The organism is Streptomyces uncialis, from assembly GCF_001905345.1.
GTDB classification, from domain to species: domain Bacteria; phylum Actinomycetota; class Actinomycetes; order Streptomycetales; family Streptomycetaceae; genus Streptomyces; species Streptomyces uncialis.
Genome location: NZ_LFBV01000003.1, coordinates 17,589 through 34,250 on the forward strand (window position 1 = coordinate 17,589; position 16,662 = coordinate 34,250).

The following is a 16,662-nucleotide window of genomic DNA, read 5'->3' on the forward strand; positions in this document are numbered from 1 at the left end:
CCCATTGCCGGCAAGGGTGAGCCGTCACTCAGCCGGCCTGAGTCCACGAGTCGCTCGCCGCGGCGTGCGCAGCCGTCCACGTGATCCTCGCGGCCACCGGCCACGGGCAGGGGCCCGGGGATTCCGGGAGGGGGGACGCGCACCCGCCTCCGTCTGGTCCTTTACTCCGGCCGGTGGGGCGCCGCGACCAGACGAAGGCCGTGCGGGGAATGAGTCCGCGCTACCGCGAGGTCCCGTGCGAGGTGTTCGCGGCGCCGTCATACCCCCCGGTCAACGCTTCAGTTCGTCGTGCGGCGACCGCGGCTGAAGAGCAGGGCACCCACGGCGAACGCGGCGGCGCCCCCGGCCCAGGTCACAGCACCGGCCAACGGGGAACCGGAAGGCTGCGACCGGGCGGAGACCGGTGCGGGCGGGTGCTCGTCCCCGCCGTGCCCCGCGTGGCTGACGGTCGAGCGGGACGCGCCCGCATCGATCTTCCCCTCGGTCGGAGCCTTGGCCGTGGACGTGGCCGCCGTACCGAAGGCGACGTCCGAGCAGCCGTAGAACGCCTCGGGACTGTCGTGGCGCTGCCAGACCTTGTAGACGATGTGGCGGCCTGTGCGGGCGGGGAGGGCGCCGGTGAACCGGTAGTAGCCGTTGTCGCTGGCGCGCGGTGTGGCGTAGGTGCCCACCGGGGTCGCGTCCAGGTCCGACCACTTCAGCGGTTTCGTCGGGTCGAAGCCCTGCTTGGTGATGTACATGGTCATCGTGCCCAGGTGGGCCGCGGTGATCCGCACGTTGAAGTTGTAGGGACCCGGGGCGACCGTCGTGGCGGGCCAGTCGGTGCGGGCCCAGTCCAGGGCGCGGTACTTCGTGCGGTTGGCGGAACAGAGCTTGCCGTCGGGAATGATCTGCTGGTGCTTGCTGTCGGCGTTGGCGATGTTCACCTCGTTCCAGTCGTACAGCGGCTGGGTCCCGGAGTCGGCGACGAGGTCCTTGCAGACCTGGGACTTCGGCGTCTCCGGGCCTTCGGCGAAGCAGGCGCTCACCCGGCTGACCGGCCCGAAGACGGAGCCGTGGGCGCTCGCGGGTGAGGGTGTCAGGGATATGAATGTCGCGGCGGATACGACCACGGAGGCTGTGGCGAGGCTGCGTCGGACAGCGGACATGGGGGCTCACTCCCGTACGTGTAGGGACGTCGCGAGGGATGGGACGACACCGGCCCGGGTGTGTGGGGTTGGGGCGGTGGTCTGCACCAGAGGATCACATTGGTCCGTACCAATAGCAAGGGAGTTGTGTGCCAACTGCCGGCCCTCCCCAGGGGAGGAGGTTTCCCTCGCCAGGCCAGTAGTCGGCGCGCAGCCGGTCACGGTTCCCGGACCGTCCACATTGGTACGCGCAGGCGGCAACCCGCCAGATCCGGTCCGCCCCTGCCGGAGGCCGACAAGCCGGACCCGCCCGCAACGACCCGACGCACATCCCCTACGCCCCGACCCGCAGCCGAACCGCGACACCACCCACCCCAACAGCCCCCGGAGCAAGGGGGGCGGAGTCGCTTCGCGCTGTCCGGCACGCGGGTCATGTGACTGCGTCCTCACTCCTCTGGTGCGTCCTCGTTTCGCACTCTCATGAGACCGGTGCCACGGCGTCGATCGTCGGTTCTCCGGCCGGACTTCGGGGACCGGCCGCGCTCGGCGATGAGCCGCCGGTAGTTCGGGCACTGGGTGACATTCTCGTACTCGCAGTTCAGGCCGCCCTCGATGAGCTCCAACGAGGCCTGGGCCGCCGCGATTCCCGACCGGAGCTCCTCGGCCACGGGACGCAGGATCTCGTGCCGGGTGGCGCGGTCCGCATTCGCGGTCAGGCTCCTGATGATGTTCAGACCGAGACCGGCCTGCTTCATGACAAGGATCGCCGCCACCCGGGTGAGGTCGTCCGCACCGTAGCGGCGGCGCCCGCCCGCGTCCCGTCGGGGGTGCAGCAGGTCCATCGCCTCCCAATGTCGCAGCACGTGCGTGGCCAGGCCGAACCGTGCCGCGAGGGCGCCGATGCTCAAGGTGCCGCCGCCGTCTTCGCTTGACTTCATGCCGACATTAAGTCGCAGCATGACGTCCATGCCCAAGAATCAGGAAGCGGTGGAAGAGCACCGCGACACCGAAGCCCTGCTGGCCGTCCTCGATGCCGCGGACCGGATGCCGAGCGCCACTCGGCTGCGAGCCCGCTCCTACAAACTGCTGTCCCTCATCCCGGGCTCGACCGTCGTGGACGTCGGCTGCGGAGCCGGACGAGCCGTCGCCGAACTGGCCGAACGAGGCGTCCACGCGGTGGGTGTGGACCCCAGTCCGAGGATGCTGGCGGCGGCCCGGGAGCGGTGGCCGGAGGCCGAGTTCCGGGAGGCGGGGGCGGAGGATCTGCCGTTCGCCGAGGGAAGTGTGTGCGCGGTTACCGTGCCGACAAGGTCTTCCACGTACTTCAGGAGCCAGGACGCGCGGTGGCGGAAGCACGACGGGTCCTCTGCCCGGGCGGCAGGATCGCCCTGGTCGGTCAGGACTGGGACGCCATCATGATCGACTCGGATGACGCGGCGTTCACCCGCACGATCGTGCACGCCCGCGCCGACCTCCTGGGCACGCCCCGCGCCGGCCGCCAGTACCGCAGCCTGCTCCTGGCCGGCGGCTTCGACGATGTCACGGTCGAGGCGCACACCAGCGTGTTCACCGACCCCGCGACGCTGTCGCTGCTCGCGAGGCTCGCCGAGCCGGCCTGCGCCGGCGGCGCCGTCGGCCGTGACCAGGCGGATGAATGGCTCGCCGAGCAGCGCCGCCGCGCCGAGGCCGGCCGCCTCCTCATCGCCATTCCGTTCTTCGTGGCCTCCGCTTCCGCCTGAGCGGGAGCGCGCTGTCCCGGGCTTCGCCCCCTGGGATCAGCCGGGAGGTTCGGGTGAGGTGCGGTTCCCGGGGGGCGCCTGGTCGGCCTGCTGGGACGGGTGCGCCGGGGAGTGGAAGAGCTGCCGGACTCCGGTGGTGTTCAGGATGCGTTCCAGGAACGGGGGCGGACCGTCCAGATGGAGCCGTACGTCCCGTGCGGTGGTCTTGCGGTGGATCATCAGGAGGGCGGAGATGCCCATGGTGTCGCAGAACCGGAGTGCGGTGCAGTCGAGACGCAGATCGTGGAGGTCGGGTCGCGTGGTGAGGCAGTGGTCGGCGTGCTGGACCAGTTCGTCGCTGGTGGCGTGGTCGAGGTCTCCCGCGAGATGGAGGGATGCGGTGCCCGGGCCGGCTTCAACGGTGAGGATGAAGGGGGAATGGGGCATGGGGGTCATGCGGTGACTCCGGGGTGTGTTCCGGCCGGCAGGGGCGCGCCGTCCAGGGCGAAGCGTGCCTGGTCGAGCAGCCGGGTGGATCGGGGGAAGTCCTTGAGTTCGGCGGCCAGGATGTTCAGGGCGGGGTGCAGGGACCGGGCGGGGACGTGGCGTGCGGTGAGGATGCCGGCCGTCCAGATGATGAACGTGGTGAACAGGTCGTCGTCATCGGTGTAGAGGGCCGCGGCCAGGAAGTCGACGATGTGTCCGATGTCCTCGGCGGTGCGCTCGCGCTGGGGGGTGGTGTAGGCGGCCATCGCGGGGAACTGCTCTTCGAGCCGGGCGAGGACTCCTCTGACGAGCTGTCCCTGGGAGCGGGCGACGAACGTGTACTCCTGGTCGGCGAGGTGGGGAAGGTCGTCGATCTGCTGCCGCCCGGCGGCGAGGCTGGGCGGGGGGATGCCGTCGGCGAGCTGCCGGGCGGCGGCGCGCGCGTCGGGGGCCCAGGCGTTGGCTCCGAGCAGGCGGGCGTAGCGGCCGTCGGGTCCGAAGGCCGCTCCGCCGGTGAGGACGGGGATTCCGATGGCCTGGCAGGCGGTGATCGCGGCGTGGGCGGTGGGCAGTCGGGTGGGGAGGGAGGAGGAGAGCGCGACGGCGTCCGCGCCGTGGTGGTGGAGGTGGGTGATGAGGTGGTGGGTGGGCACCTGGGCGCCCAGGAAGTCGACCTGCCAGCCGCGCAGGGTGAGGACTTCGGCGAGGAGGCGGGCTGGCAGGACGTGCCATTCCTGGTCCACGCACGCCACGGTGACCCGGCCCAGGGCAGGTGGGGTGCGGACGGCGGGGTGGTGGGCGAGGGCGGCGATGACGCGCTCGGTTATCGCGGTGGCGGCATGTTCCTGTGCGACGCTCAGGCGGTTGGCCGCCCACTGCGCACCGACCTTCACCTGCACCGGGGCGATGAGATCCAGCAGGATCGTCTCCGCGTCCACGCCATCCTCCAGGGCGGTGAGGACGATATCGGCGGCACGGTGTTCGTCGCGGCCGGTCACCGCCTTCCACAGCCGGTCCTGGAGAGTTCGGACGTCGCCGGTTTCGGTGTTGTCGGTCGGGTTCATGCGGTGTACCTGCCCCGGGTGTGGCCGTTCACCGCACTCAGGTGGGTCGTGAGGGGGGCGCTGATCGCGATGACGGCCATGTCGTCGCGGCGGCCGTCACGCAGCCACTGCGAGGCGAGCATCTGGATGCGCTCGACGACGGCTTCCCCGGGCATGCCGGCGCACTCCGCCAAGGCATGCTTCAGGCGTTCGTCGCCGAACAGTTCGTCGCCGAGCGGTCCGCCGCGGGCCTCGGTGAATCCGTCGGTGTAGAGCACGCATGTCTCGCCCGGTTGCAGAACCGTCTCGACCGAGCGGACCTCGATGGTCGGGAGGGCGCCGATCAGAGTGCCGTGGGTGGGGACCTCCTCGACGCTGCCGTCCATGCGGATCACCAGCGGGGCGGGATGACCGGCCGAGGTGAGGCGCAGCCGTACCTGGTTCTCCGTGCGCTGCGCCGACGCCATCACCAGGGTCGCGAAGCGGGTGTGGTGCGAGGTCAGGAGTGCTCCGTTGAGGAGTTGCAGCATGCGCTCGTGGTCGTCCGCCATCGGCATCAGCGCCTGGAGGGTGTTGCGGATCTTGCCGGTCAGGACCGCCGCGTCCAGGCCCTTGCCGCACACGTCGCCCAGGACCACCAGTGACGCGTCGTCCGGGGTGCTGCCGGGGTGGGCGTCGTAGAAGTCGCCGCCCACCCGTTCACCGGCCCCGGCGGCCCGGTAGCCGCCGCTGATCTCCACGCCGTTGAGCCGCTGGAGCCGGGGCGGGAGCAGGTCGCGCATGAGGGTCTGGGTGATGGCGCTCTGTTCGCTGTAGAGGCGGGAGGCGGACAGGGCGGCGCCGGCCCGGGCGGCGAACAGCCGGGCGAAGATCTCTTCGTTCTCGCTGAACCGCGCGTGGTCGGTGGTGCGCAGCAGGATCAGGGCTCCGGCGGGCACGCCGTGGCCGGGCAGGGGGGTCACGACGACGGACCGGATCGTTCCGCCGAAGTCCTGCGGGACGGTCCAGTCGGGCAGGGCCGCGGGGTCGATCCAGCGTGAGGGCACGGGCGGGAACCCCTGCAACGCCTCGCTGAGGCCCGGGAGTTGGGACGGATCGGCGGACACCCTGGTGCGGATGACGTCCTGGCCCGTGATGGCGAGGGCGACGGGCAGCTTTCCGCCGGACGACGGGGCGACGACGACCGCCACATCCGCGAGGTATTCGGCGGCCAGCTGCGCGGTGGCGGCCATGCACCTGTCGGTGTTCAGTGAGGCCAGCAGGACGTTGGACGCCTCCGCGAGGAATCTGGTGCGTTCGCGCTCGGTGGCGAGCGCCTCTTCGGCGTTGCGCCGGTCGGTGTCGTCGATCAGCCACCACGCCACGCTCCCGTCCCGCTGTGCAGTGGGGTGCGCCTCGAAGCTGTGCGCCGCGATCCGTCCCGATACCGGAGGGAGTGCCTCGGCGTGCCGGCGGTCCTGCGCGAGGAGTTGCCCGTGGGCGACCGCTTCCCGGTGGGCGCTGGCCAGCCAGTCCGGGACCGCGTCCCGCAGGCTCGCGCCGGGCACCGCGTCCTTCAGGAGAAGGGCGGCCGCGGGGTTCACCTGTACGAGGGTGCCGGTCCCGTCGGCCATGATCGCGGGGCAGGGGGCCTGAGCCCACAGACCGTACGAGTGCTGCTCGGGTCCCGTGACGGAGACCATCTCGGTAGAGGCCATATAGAGGGCCCGCCCGAGGCGAACCACACCACCCTTCCCACTGGAGGAAAAATACTTAACCGACGGCAAGCATCACTCAGGCGTGTCGTCGATGGCAACCCGCCCCCACGGGCCGCCGTTCGGGAAAGGCGCGTCTCGCGCACTCCTCGCGGTGAAGGTTCACAACCTTCACCGAAAGGTCATATGACCCGGGTGGGAGAACTGGCGTCCTGGACCGGGCCGGGACGGCCGTGCCAGTCCAGACACATCACCAGGGAGTCGTCCACCGCAGGGCCGGAGCCGCGATGTCCTAGCAGCTCCCGCAGCACGGCTCTGGGCACCTGCGCGGCGGGCAGCAGTCGCGTGGCGCTGATCGAAGCGGCCAGCGCGCGGGAGCTGTACTTCTCACCGCCGGGTGACAGCGCGTCATAGACCCCGTCACTGATGAAGAGCAGGCGGTCCCCCGGCTCGACCTGGAAGTGCTGGGGAACATAGGTGGTGTCGTCGAACATGCCCAGCGGCATCTGTGCCTCCAGCCCGATCGCCTCGACCACGCCCGCGCGCAGCCGCCAGATGCGCGGGGAGCCTGCGTCGATGATCTCCACGGCTCCGGTGGGGAGGTGGAACCGGAGCAGCAGCGTCGACAGGTAATGGCTGCCCTGGTGCTGTCCGTGGATCGCCTGGTCGGCGAGATACGCCTGATCGACCAGGTCCAGGCCGGCGCGTCGGGCGTTGCGCAGGGCATTGATCGCGAGATTGGTCAGCAGCGCGGCGTCGATCCCTTCGCCCATACCGTTGCTGACGGTCAGGTACAGGTCGTCGGCCGACGCCGACCAGTCGAAGCTGTCGCCGAAAATGGCGTACGCGGGCTCCAGCTGGGCGCCGAGGCTGTACTCCGGCCGGGCACAGGAACGCCCGGGCAGCAACTGCCACTGCATCTCGGCGGCCAGCGTCAGCCGTTCCGCGCGGCGCGCCTGGAGGAACAGGTCGGTGTCCCGCTCCGCGACCACCACCTCGTGCGCCAGCGCGTTCGCGCACTCCTGGAGCTCCTCCAGCACATCCGCCGACGGCCCGCCCGCCCCGGCCTCCAGCGTGACGCTCAGCACCCCCAGCCGGTCCCCCCGTACACTGACCGGCAGGTGCGCCGTCACCGTGGACCCCGAACCGTCGGACACACAGTGCGCCTCCTGGGCGCCGAACGCACGGCCCGGTGCACTGTCGTGCACCGAAACCGGGGGCCGGGTGTGCGGGAGGACTCCGACAGGTTGCAGCCTGGTCATGGCGTAGTCGGCCATCAGCAGTTCCACCGCACGGGCATGGTGTCGGCGCTCGATCAGGGAGCGGACCACGTCGAAGATCTCGTGGGGCGCGGCCTCGCGCAGGGAGCGCTCGACCGCGCTGGGTCTGTCCACCGGTACCGGTCCTTCCTTCCTTCACATATCTTCATCTGTGCGACTGTCCACATCGACCAGCCGGAACGGGCACACAAGGCCCACTCGGGAGTGTCACATGCGCGAGACCCCCGCCCCCCCGCACCCGCACGGCTCCCCGGCCGCGCCCGACATCGGCCAGGTCCTGGAGCTCCTCGAAATCGCCTGGGAGCGGGGCCGCGGCACCCTCAGCACCGCGCCACTCTCGGCCGCCCAGACGCGTGTGATGTACATCATCGAACGCGAACCCGGCATCAACGCGAGCACCCTGGGCCGCCGCCTCTCCGCGGCCGCGCCCTCCGTCACCCGCCTCTGCGACCGCCTCCAGGCCGCCGGATTCCTCCGCCGGACCCCGCGCCCCCAGGACCGCCGCGAAATGCAGCTGGAACTCACCGACAGTGGCACCGCCCACCTGCACGGCATCAGGCACCGCCGGGAACTGGCCCTGCAACAGGCCATGAGCCGGATGGCCCCCGACGCCCGGCACGCCCTCGCCACCGGGCTCAGCGCACTGTGCGACGCGGTCAGCGAACCCACCCAGTCGCTCGGCCACCGGGAAACCGCCTGAGGAACCCGCGTCATCCGCAGGTGAGGAGCGGTGCGGTGACCTGTCCGGGCGGAGACGGCGATCGGGGCCCGCCGGTGGAGGCCGGGCACCGGTCCGGCCGTGGCCGGTCCGGTGTCTCGCGTGTGGAACAGGGCGGGGGCCGGTTGCGACGGCGTCGTGGACCTCGGCCGTGGCGTGGGCTCCGACGGGCAGCGGGTGTGCCTGGGCGCGGCGTTGCTGCCGGGGTGGCCGGTCGGGGTCAGGGGTGCTCGGAGCGCCACCTCTTCTCGCGCGCGTAGGCGTCCCAGTCCGCGGGGGGATACGTCGCCTGCGGCGCCGCGAGGGCCACGTCGATCGCGATCGCGGTCTCGCCGGGGAAGAGGCCGAGGTCCCGGATCATCTCCAGTGCCCGTACGGTGGCTTCGCCGAGCGGGCGGGCCATGCGGTCCGCGCCGGAGGGGATGGACACGGGCGTCATCCGGGCCAGCCGAAGCGCGCGGTCGGCCCGCTGGTCGAAGCCGAGTACGGAGTAGCCGGCGGCCAGGGCGATCCTCTCAAGGGCGTCGGACACGCTGCTGGACATGTCCCTGATGCCGCGCAGGGTCTGGTCCGGGCTCCCGGCGGCGATATCTCCGTACGGTGACGGGCCGTACCGCTCCTCAAGGCGTGCGCGGTCGGCCTCCAGCAGGGACCGCGCCTCCTCCAGCACACGTCCTGTACGGGCCAGTTCGGTCAGGTCAGGGGGCATCGTGCTTCCTTTCGCCAGGCGGCTTTCTCGGGATGTCGGTGGTGCGGATCCCCTCCCGCGTGTCGGGACGGCTGAGGAGTCGGCCTTGCGGGCGACCAGCAGGAGGAGGTTCTCGAATGAGGCGCGCTCGCGCGGACCGACCGGCCATCATGGCCGCTGTGTCCAACGTTGCGGCACGTCCCGAGGTGGTCAAGGCCCCGGCCGCGCGATCAGCAAGGCCGGGCCCGGCAACGTGCAGCTTCACGCTGTGATCAGCAGGACTCCTCGAACTTCACCGCGCTGAAGGTGATGGGCTGCCCGTTGAGCGCCGCCCCTGCGGCGGGCTGCTGACCGCACACCTTCCAGTTGGACTCGATGAGGACCATCCGGTCCTCTCCGGAGATGTCGTTGACGGTGATGCTGGCGCCGCCGTCCAAGGACCGGCGGGCGACGGACACGGCCTTGCCCGCGAAGTCGGGCATCGACTCCCCGGCGGTCGGCGGTTCCGCGATGTCCTTGCCGGGACACTGCTCTTCGAGCTTGACCGCGCCGAAGTCGATGTCCGACTCGATGGAGTGTTCGCCCGGTCTGGGGGTCTGACTGCACACCTTCCAGTTCCGGTCCAGTGCCTGCAAGCGGCCGCGCCCCAGTGCGTCGTGCGACACCAGCCCGAAGAATCCGGCGGCCTGCGCCTCGTCCTGGGCCGTTTGCAGTCCCTTGCCGGTCATGTCCGGGAGCGTTGCGATCTCGGCCTTGACATCGCTCTTCTCGTCCTTCTTGACAGCACTGGCGGGCTTGGAGTCGGCAGCCGTGTCGGCGGGCGGTTCTTCGCCGACGATCAACCCGATGACCGTCAGTAGCAGGAGGGACCCGAACACGGCGCCGAGGGCTATGAGCAACTTCTTCTTCATCAGCCGATCCTGGCCGACCTGGCGCTGCCCCATAGGCGATGTGTCCCGGTTGTGACATTACCCAGCCCGTAAGCGGCGGTTCGGGAAGCCCGCCAGGCCGGATCCTCCAGGCACTCGGCTAGTTCATCGCGGCTCGCCTCAGCCAAGGCCGCCTCCAGCCCATTCACCGTCCCTGCCACGACCGGACCCCTCAACCTTCACCGCGGCAGGTCAAAGGTGGAGGGCTTTTGCCATGCAAATCGAACATGCGATCTAATTTGGTTCATGGCGCAACAGCACAGCTTCCCTGCCGACCTCCTGGAGAGCCAGATCGCCTGGTACGTCACGTACGGGCGCCTCGCGGACACGGCCGTCACCGGCACCGGTGCGGCCGCGTGCCGCCGTCGGCTTCTGGCCCTGTCCGCCCGGATCGCGGCCCACCCCTACTGGGACACCCCCGCCGGGACCCCTGCCGCCCGCGTCGCACTGAAGGAGACCGCCCGCGCCCTTGTCGTCGCCGGAGCAGCGGGCCGCCCGACCGGATGACCGGACGGCGTACCTCACGCGACCAGGCGTTCACCGGTCCGGCTCGGCGCGAAGCGGGGCTGCCGCGCCGGAGCGTGCCGGGGCGGCTCATGGGCCACCAGGCCACCACGGCCTCAGCAGCGGCGCCGGCGCTTCCGCCGGCCAAGGTGGTCGCCCCGGGAGATCGCCTTGGGCGGCCAGGACCACGCGCTCCTGGCCTCGAACGGGCTCACCAGGGCGCCACTCCGTTGTGCTATACAGGTGATGAGGCCCCCGCGGGGCCTGCGGACGACGGATCAGTACCCGCTCAGCGACAAGACTGGCCACTTGGGAGGTCAGTTCCGTCATGGCGTGGTTCATTCTCGTCGTATCAGGAGTGCTGGAGGCCGTCTGGGCCACAGCACTGTCAGCGTCCAAGAACTTCAAGCGCCCCGTCCCGACCATCATCTTCGGGGTTGCTCTCGCAGCGAGCATGACAGGTCTCGCGTTCGCCATGAAGAGTCTGCCGACGGGGACCGCGTACGCGGTCTGGGTCGGCATCGGGGCGGTGCTCACCGCCGTCTGGGCCATGGCGACCGGGCAGGAGCGTGCCACCACCGCGCGAGTACTCCTGCTGCTGGGTCTCGTCGGCTGCGTCGTCGGACTGAAGGCGGTCAGCTGATGTCCTGGGTCATCCTTCTCATCAGTGCCGTGTTCGAAGCCGTCTGGGCCACGGCCCTCGGTCTCTCCGACGGGCTGAGCAAAACGGTCCCCACCGTCGTCTTCTTCGTCGGGCTCGCCCTCAGCATGGCGGGCCTGGGCTACGCCATGATCCGGATTCCGATCAGCGTGGCCTACTCGGTCTGGATCGGCATCGGAGCGGCCCTGACGGTCCTCTACGCCATGATCACCGGCGAGGAGCCCACCTCCCCGCTCAAGATCGTGTTCCTCGGCGGGATCATCCTGTGCGTCATCGGGCTGAAGTTCGTCAAGACCAAGCCGGGCCCCAAGGCCGAGCAGCGACTGCCGGAGACACCGGAGGCACAGAGCCCGCAGTGACCCCGGCCTGGATCCGACCCCAGGCCGACCGCACAGCGACGCCGGGTATCGACCGACCGATACCCGGCGAAGGGCCACCCTGGAACGCCCGCCGGGCCGACCCTCACAGGCGGCCCGACGGGCGTTCCGGCACGGCTGCGGACGGTGACGCGGTCAAGTACGTGCTCCCACGACGACGACCGCGGTTCGAAAAGCTGCCACCCAGTACAAGAGGCATACGCGCTCGACTTCGTCGGCGTACTCGCGCAGTGGGGCGTACCTGGCGGGGAAAAATGGTGGCACGTCCCGTGTGCGCGTTCTCTACGGTGAAGCCATGCCCACCGAACCAGCCCCGGGTCAACCCGTACGCGAGCACCTCACCACTCCCGACGGGCGGCGCCTCTCCTGTCTCGACTTCGGGCCGACGGAGGGACGGCCCCTGCTCGCGCTGCACGGGCACCTCGGCGAAGGAGCCGACTTCGCGGACCTCGCCCGCGACCTGAGCCCCGACGCGTGGCGGGTGGTCGCACCGGACCAGCGAGGGCACGGGGACTCCGACCGGGCGAAGCGGTACGACCGGACCGGATACCTCGACGATCTGAACCTCCTGCTCACCCACCTGGGCCTGGGCCATCAGCCCCTGCCCGTCCTCGGGCACTCCCTCGGTGCCGTCAACGCCTACTACCTGGCCGCGGCCCGCCCCGACGCGGTGAGCGCACTGATCAACATCGACGGGCCCGCGTACCTGCCCGTCGTGAACCCCGTCCCGCTGTCCGTCCTGCTCGGCATTCCGTACTCCGCCCCCACACGCGAGGAACTCCTGGCCGCCTGCGGCTCCCTGACACCCCTGCTGGAAAACGGACTGCGACCGCACCACGACGGGTGGCGGCTCGGCTCCCACCCCACGGACATGATCGACTCCGACACCCGTCTGCTCGGCGACCACTGGCACCAATGGCTGGGCTCCCACTGCCCCGCGCTGCTCCTGCACGGCACGGCCAGCACCGTGCTGCCCACCGCGCAGGCCCGCGAGATGGCATCCCGACGCCCCGGCACCACCCTGGTCGAACTGAACGCCGACCACTGGCCCCATCTACGGAGGCCGAAGGAGTCAGCGGTCGCGATCCGCCGATTCCTCGACTCCATACCTGACGGCCGGTGCAGCAAGACCTGACCCATACGGCCCTCGCGGTGCCTCTTGGCCGTCGAACAGCCCAGGAGGCAAGGGCGGGGCGGGCCCCGGACGACGACGCCGACGACGACGCTCTGGGCCGGGCGGTCGAGCACAGCGAGGAGCGAGGAGCGTCCCCGCGTAGTGGGGCCGACGTGGTGTGTCTGCCGCAGGTTCCGCCGGTCCCCTTGAACAGGTGAGGCAGATGAGGTGGGTGAGGCAGGTGAGCCGGATGGCGGGGTGAGGCAACCTCCGGGGCCGGTGGTCCCTCTCTCTCGCTGGAAGCGTCGTCGGGTGAACGGTCTTGCTGATGTGGCCAGATGGCTGAATCACCTCTTCCGCAGGCAAACTCCGTATCCGCGGGGCAGGGGGGCGGTAGCGCGCACAGCCGGGCACCGCCAAGTCGGAGCACGCGTTCCTGCATCGACCCAGGCGGGTCCGTTCCGCGTCCGGGGGCCCCTGCCAGTGGCCCCCGCCCCGACGGGATCCGGCGGGGGCGGGTTCGCGGTGTCGCGCTGCGGGTTGCCCGGACGCCGGTCCGGCGCAGGTACAAGCAGGTACTCACCCCGGGCATACAGCCTCCCTATCCGTTCGGAGACGGCCACCGAGCAATTTCAGAGTGGAGCAGAAACCCGTTTCGCGGAGCAGCTCGAAGCCCCCGCGCGGGCGGGGCGGACGAAAGCACGCCCCAGTAAATGCGGTAATTCCCCTTGTCGAACCGGAGTGTGCAGATGTCCCCTACCCGTCGTGACGTTCTGAAGTGGGGAGCCGGTGCCGGTGGCCTGGCCACCGCCGCGGTGCTCGGCATGCCAAGTGCGGCCACTGCCGCGAGCTGGGCCTACCGCTCCTGGATGAGTTCTCTCTCCAGCAGCCTGCCCATCACCAGCCTGACGATCCCCGGCACCCACAACACGTGTTCCATCACCGGGGGCGCCGTCCCCAAATGCCAGGACTGGAACCTGCCGACGCAGCTCGGCAACGGTATCCGATTCCTCGACATCCGTCTGAACGGCCTGGCGGGAACTGCGAACGAGATGGGCCTTTACCACGGCCCTGTCTACATGTACAAGCGCTACCAAGACGTTCTCAGCGACTGTAGAACGTTCCTCCGCGGCAACCCGGGCGAAGTAATCGTCATGCGGATCAAGAACGAGCACAGCGGCGGCAACAAACTCAACGCGGAGGAATTCAAGCGCCGCTTCAACTGGCACCTGGACGACCCGTCCATGGGCTTCCGCTCGCTCTTCTGGACCAACCCGTCGTGGCCCACCCTGGGACAAGCCCGCGGAAAGGTCGTGCTCCTCACCGACTTCACCCACGACTGGTCGACCCTCAGATGGAGCGGCCACTGCGACATCCAGGACCAGTACAACGTTTCGGACGATGCGAAGAGGAGGGCGATCGTCGCGCATTTCGACAAAGCCTTCTATGACCACAGCACGTCCAAGATGTTCATCAACTTCACCAGTACAGCCAAGGGCCCCATCCCCAATCCCGCCATCGGTGCCGAGAAGATCCTTCCGAGCGTCTACGCGTATCTGGACCCCAGAAGGAATCAGCGGGCCCGCTTCGGCATAGTGCCGATGGACTTCCCCAACTACCGCACCGACATCCTGGACCTCCTGATCAACAAGAACTTCATCTAGGAGGATTTCTCACGCGGCACTTCGGGGTGGGTGCGGCACGCTGCCGCAATGTGGGGGTTGATCTGTCGCGTCGACCGGCTCCGGACGAACTGTGGGAAGTGGCGGCTCCGCTGGTGCCGAGGCCGACGTCCCGCCCGCAGGGTGGAGTGCTGTCCCGGCAGACGAGACGGCGGTGTGCACGGCTGTCGTGCACGTGCTGACGAGCGGGTGCGCTTGGCGGTGTTGCCGGAGTCGTTCGGCGTCTGGCCTGCCACCGCGCACCGTCGGTTCACCGTGTGGACCGGGGCGGCCTGTGACGCAGGCGGCGGCACCGGACGGTCCTGAACGAGCTCGGTGCCAGACGTGAGCTGATTGGACGCCCGAGATCGTCGATGCCGCGTCGGTGCGGCCACTGAACCCACCGCCCCGAGAGATCGGCCGGGCCCGCCAGCATCACGGGCCCGGTCGGCTCCGCACCTCACGCAACCAGGCGTTGCACGCCGACCGATAGCGCACCCCCGGCCGCCTCCGGCCTCGGCACACCCCCGTTCGGCACGGGCGCCCTGCCCGGGGCGCCACAGCGGCCCGGTCGGCGGGGAGGCGGGCCGGTGCCGACGGAAGGGTGACCATCCTCCCAGGAGGATCTGCCCGTTCCGCGCAGCCGCCTCCACCCACGCTTGTCCGGTGGGTAGACCACCAACAGGGACTCGTCATGACCTCACCGTCCCGCCGGCGCCGACGGACCGCACCGCGAGCACCGGCCCCCCACGGTCCGGCCCGGGAAGCCCGACCGGACGCTCCCGGATGTCGGCCCGCACCATGGTCGCCCCGGTGTCCGAAGCGATGTTCACCGCGTTCGTGACCATGGCCGTGCCCGAGCCGCCGGCCGACCCGACCCCGCTGCAAGTGGTCGCGTTCGCCCAGTTGTTCGCCTTGGCGGGCGACCGGTCGCTGACGCGCGGCCTGTTGGCCATGACGCGGGACAACGCCGACCTGATCGCTGACGAGGACGAGCTGATGAAGGGGATCGGCGACGCGTGCACGCTGGCCGAACCCATGGTACGAGCGGGCGAGCCGCCCCGCGCGGGCCCCGCGCTCGACCGGTTCGTCGCCGTACATGCCTCGGTGCGCGGCGCTCGCGACACCCCGGAGTTCAGAAACCGGTTACTGGGCCATGTAGCCGCCGACCGGGTCCCGCGGATGCGTCACTACTGGCGTCTCGTAGCCGAGGCAGGCGACACCCCGGTGACACTGGGCACCTCCCACCTCTGGCTGACCGACTCCCTCGAACGTTCCATCGCCCGGCCCTCACCGCTACCGAAGAGTTGACGGACTCCGGCACGGGCGCGCGAGGAAGCAGCCCTGACCGGTACATGTACTTCTTTCCCCGGAGCACAGAGCGGACACTTGCGCGGGAACGGGCGGCAGCTCGCCGAGTGGGCCGGCCGCGCCACCCCGGACGGACTGCGATACCTGCTCTCCCGCAGCCGCTGGGACGCCGGCACGGTGGGGTGCCGCAGGTACAGGCGATCTACCATTCAGGCGACTCCACCGTATCGGCGAGCTGGGTGATGCGGGCGGCTGCGTGCTGGATACGGTCGGCCTCCACCTGGAGCGATGTCATGGCCGGGTCGTCCCTGGACAGCCATTTCGCGCCTTCCCCGAGAAGGAGCCCGACCTCCTGCAGCAGACCGGTGAGGTCCTTGAGGCCTGCTTGGAGATCCCGGCCATCGAGGATTCGGGCTCCGGCGCGGGCCAGGAGGTTCTCCGGGAGGAGGTCGCGGCGGACGGCTGCGGCGGCCTGGGCGTTCTCGTCTCCTTCGGCAGGCACGTAGACCGTGCCGAGTTGGAGTCCCGGCACCGTCTGCGCGGTCTCGTCGTTGACCATGCCGACCAGACGCGGCGTGACGGTGTACATCTCGGCGGGCTCGGCGGGGTCCGCGCGCACATGCTGATCGAGCGTCAGGGCCATGTCCGGCGGGAGCTGGGAGAGCAGCCGTGCGAGGTCTCCGACGTTGTCCAGGATGGGGTGCGCCGCGATGGCGTCGGCCTCGGACAGGTGACGGGCGGGGTTCTCGCTCACAAGCGGGTTCTCCTCGTTCGGCCGGGCCGGTGATGCTCGGCGTCCGTTCACCACCCTAGGTTCTGTCGTCACATGTCACGCCGTCCACGTGACCGTGACGGTGGCCGGGGAGACCTGCACCGTGCCGCTCACCGCCCACGACAACGCTGCCGCCCTGTCGCGCGGCGAGTCGAACAACCGGTGCAGGGCGAGGGTGAGTTCTACCGTCCCCAGGTTCGGGCCCAGATGACCGCCCGAGGCACACACCTCTCCACCAGGAAGTCTCTTATCTGCGCGGCCAGTTGTGGCACCCGGTCGGCGGGGACGGCGCGCAGCGCCCTGGGGCAGCTGATCCCGGCCAGCAAGGGGAAATCCTTGGTGCGGGGGCGTTTGCTGAGGTCGGTGGTCATCTGGCATCGGGTCCTCGTGGTGGGCGGGCATGGCGAAGCAGACGTCTTCGACCGTGGTGATGTGTTCGGTGACCGCGGTGGGACGGGCCGCGCGGCGACGGGATGAGCCCCGCCCGGTCCCGGTCCCGATCCCGGTCTCCGTCCCGGCGCCTTCGTCCGTGCGCAGGGCAATCTCCAGGGAGGGCTGTCTGCGGCCTCCGTTGCGGAC

At 70.1% G+C, this 16,662-nt stretch carries 16 protein-coding genes, 2 pseudogenes and 1 riboswitch; of the genes and pseudogenes, 8 read left to right on the top strand and 10 right to left on the bottom strand.

All coding sequences use genetic code 11. The features are described 5' to 3' along the window. Positions 1–278: 278 nt before the first annotated feature. Complete coding sequence (locus AB852_RS14170; protein WP_073787971.1) at positions 279–1,148, bottom strand: lytic polysaccharide monooxygenase auxiliary activity family 9 protein; 870 nt, start codon at positions 1,146–1,148, stop codon at positions 279–281. Positions 1,149–1,573: 425 nt separating this feature from the next. Then, positions 1,574–2,095 (bottom strand): MerR family transcriptional regulator, encoded by a 522-nt coding sequence (locus AB852_RS14175; RefSeq protein ID WP_342748477.1) that lies wholly within the window; start codon positions 2,093–2,095, stop codon positions 1,574–1,576. Between AB852_RS14175 and AB852_RS14180 the strand changes: the two are divergent. Next, positions 2,094–2,866: pseudogene (locus AB852_RS14180) on the top strand (methyltransferase domain-containing protein). The gene AB852_RS14175 and the pseudogene AB852_RS14180 overlap by 2 nt on opposite strands. A 36-nt stretch (positions 2,867–2,902) precedes the next feature. Here the strand turns inward: AB852_RS14180 and AB852_RS14185 are convergent. From AB852_RS14185 to AB852_RS14200, 4 genes are all read right to left on the bottom strand, one after another. Next, positions 2,903–3,292: an STAS domain-containing protein gene (locus AB852_RS14185; protein WP_107499263.1), complete on the bottom strand. Its 390-nt coding sequence runs from the start codon at positions 3,290–3,292 to the stop codon at positions 2,903–2,905. Between the two features lie 5 nt (positions 3,293–3,297). Then, entirely contained in the window at positions 3,298–4,395 is a 1,098-nt protein-coding gene (locus tag AB852_RS14190) for a cobalamin B12-binding domain-containing protein (RefSeq protein WP_073787975.1), read from the bottom strand. Then, positions 4,392–6,071, bottom strand: a complete 1,680-nt coding sequence (locus tag AB852_RS14195; protein ID WP_425444169.1) for a SpoIIE family protein phosphatase — start codon at positions 6,069–6,071, stop codon at positions 4,392–4,394. Before AB852_RS14195 ends, AB852_RS14190 begins: the two co-directional genes overlap by 4 nt. A 179-nt stretch (positions 6,072–6,250) precedes the next feature. Next, the gene (locus AB852_RS14200; protein WP_073787977.1) at positions 6,251–7,462 is read right to left on the bottom strand and encodes a PP2C family protein-serine/threonine phosphatase; all 1,212 of its coding nucleotides are present in this window, start codon (positions 7,460–7,462) and stop codon (positions 6,251–6,253) included. Positions 7,463–7,559: 97 nt separating this feature from the next. On the opposite strand from AB852_RS14200, the gene AB852_RS14205 reads away from it, so the two are divergent. Next, positions 7,560–8,048 (top strand): MarR family transcriptional regulator, encoded by a 489-nt coding sequence (locus AB852_RS14205; protein ID WP_073787979.1) that lies wholly within the window; start codon positions 7,560–7,562, stop codon positions 8,046–8,048. Positions 8,049–8,286: 238 nt separating this feature from the next. Here AB852_RS14205 and AB852_RS14210 read toward each other — a convergent pair whose 3' ends face one another. Next, on the bottom strand, positions 8,287–8,775 hold the full coding sequence (locus AB852_RS14210) for a hypothetical protein (RefSeq protein WP_073787981.1): 489 nt from the start codon (positions 8,773–8,775) through the stop codon (positions 8,287–8,289). 251 nt (positions 8,776–9,026) lie between these two features. Further along, positions 9,027–9,665, bottom strand: coding sequence for a hypothetical protein (locus AB852_RS14215; protein ID WP_073789100.1), 639 nt, complete (start codon positions 9,663–9,665; stop codon positions 9,027–9,029). A 264-nt stretch (positions 9,666–9,929) separates the two neighbouring features. Here AB852_RS14215 and AB852_RS14220 point away from each other — a divergent pair, with 264 nt between their 5' ends. The 6 genes from AB852_RS14220 (at position 9,930) to AB852_RS14245 (ending at position 15,311) form a co-directional block, all read left to right on the top strand. Continuing rightward, a complete protein-coding gene (locus tag AB852_RS14220; RefSeq protein WP_073787983.1) occupies positions 9,930–10,190 on the top strand; it encodes a hypothetical protein in 261 nt (86 codons plus the stop codon). 243 nt (positions 10,191–10,433) lie between these two features. Then, positions 10,434–10,497: riboswitch (guanidine-III (ykkC-III) riboswitch) on the top strand. 18 nt (positions 10,498–10,515) lie between these two features. After that, entirely contained in the window at positions 10,516–10,830 is a 315-nt protein-coding gene (locus tag AB852_RS14225) for a DMT family transporter (RefSeq protein ID WP_073787985.1), read from the top strand. Continuing rightward, on the top strand, positions 10,830–11,207 hold the full coding sequence (locus AB852_RS14230) for a DMT family transporter (protein WP_073787987.1): 378 nt from the start codon (positions 10,830–10,832) through the stop codon (positions 11,205–11,207). The genes AB852_RS14225 and AB852_RS14230 overlap by 1 nt, the downstream gene beginning before the upstream one ends. A 313-nt stretch (positions 11,208–11,520) precedes the next feature. Further along, positions 11,521–12,360: an alpha/beta fold hydrolase gene (locus tag AB852_RS14235; RefSeq protein ID WP_073787989.1), complete on the top strand. Its 840-nt coding sequence runs from the start codon at positions 11,521–11,523 to the stop codon at positions 12,358–12,360. 728 nt (positions 12,361–13,088) lie between these two features. Beyond that, positions 13,089–14,003 (top strand): phosphatidylinositol-specific phospholipase C, encoded by a 915-nt coding sequence (locus AB852_RS14240; RefSeq protein WP_073787991.1) that lies wholly within the window; start codon positions 13,089–13,091, stop codon positions 14,001–14,003. A 783-nt stretch (positions 14,004–14,786) separates the two neighbouring features. Then, positions 14,787–15,311 (top strand): hypothetical protein, encoded by a 525-nt coding sequence (locus tag AB852_RS14245; protein WP_073787993.1) that lies wholly within the window; start codon positions 14,787–14,789, stop codon positions 15,309–15,311. A 202-nt stretch (positions 15,312–15,513) separates the two neighbouring features. Here AB852_RS14245 and AB852_RS14250 read toward each other — a convergent pair whose 3' ends face one another. Both AB852_RS14250 and AB852_RS37820 read right to left on the bottom strand, forming a co-directional pair. After that, on the bottom strand, positions 15,514–16,065 hold the full coding sequence (locus tag AB852_RS14250; protein ID WP_073787995.1) for a hypothetical protein: 552 nt from the start codon (positions 16,063–16,065) through the stop codon (positions 15,514–15,516). Positions 16,066–16,218: 153 nt separating this feature from the next. Further along, positions 16,219–16,454 (bottom strand): annotated as a pseudogene (locus tag AB852_RS37820) (1-deoxy-D-xylulose-5-phosphate synthase N-terminal domain-containing protein); the annotation flags it as partial. Positions 16,455–16,662 lie beyond the last annotated feature (208 nt).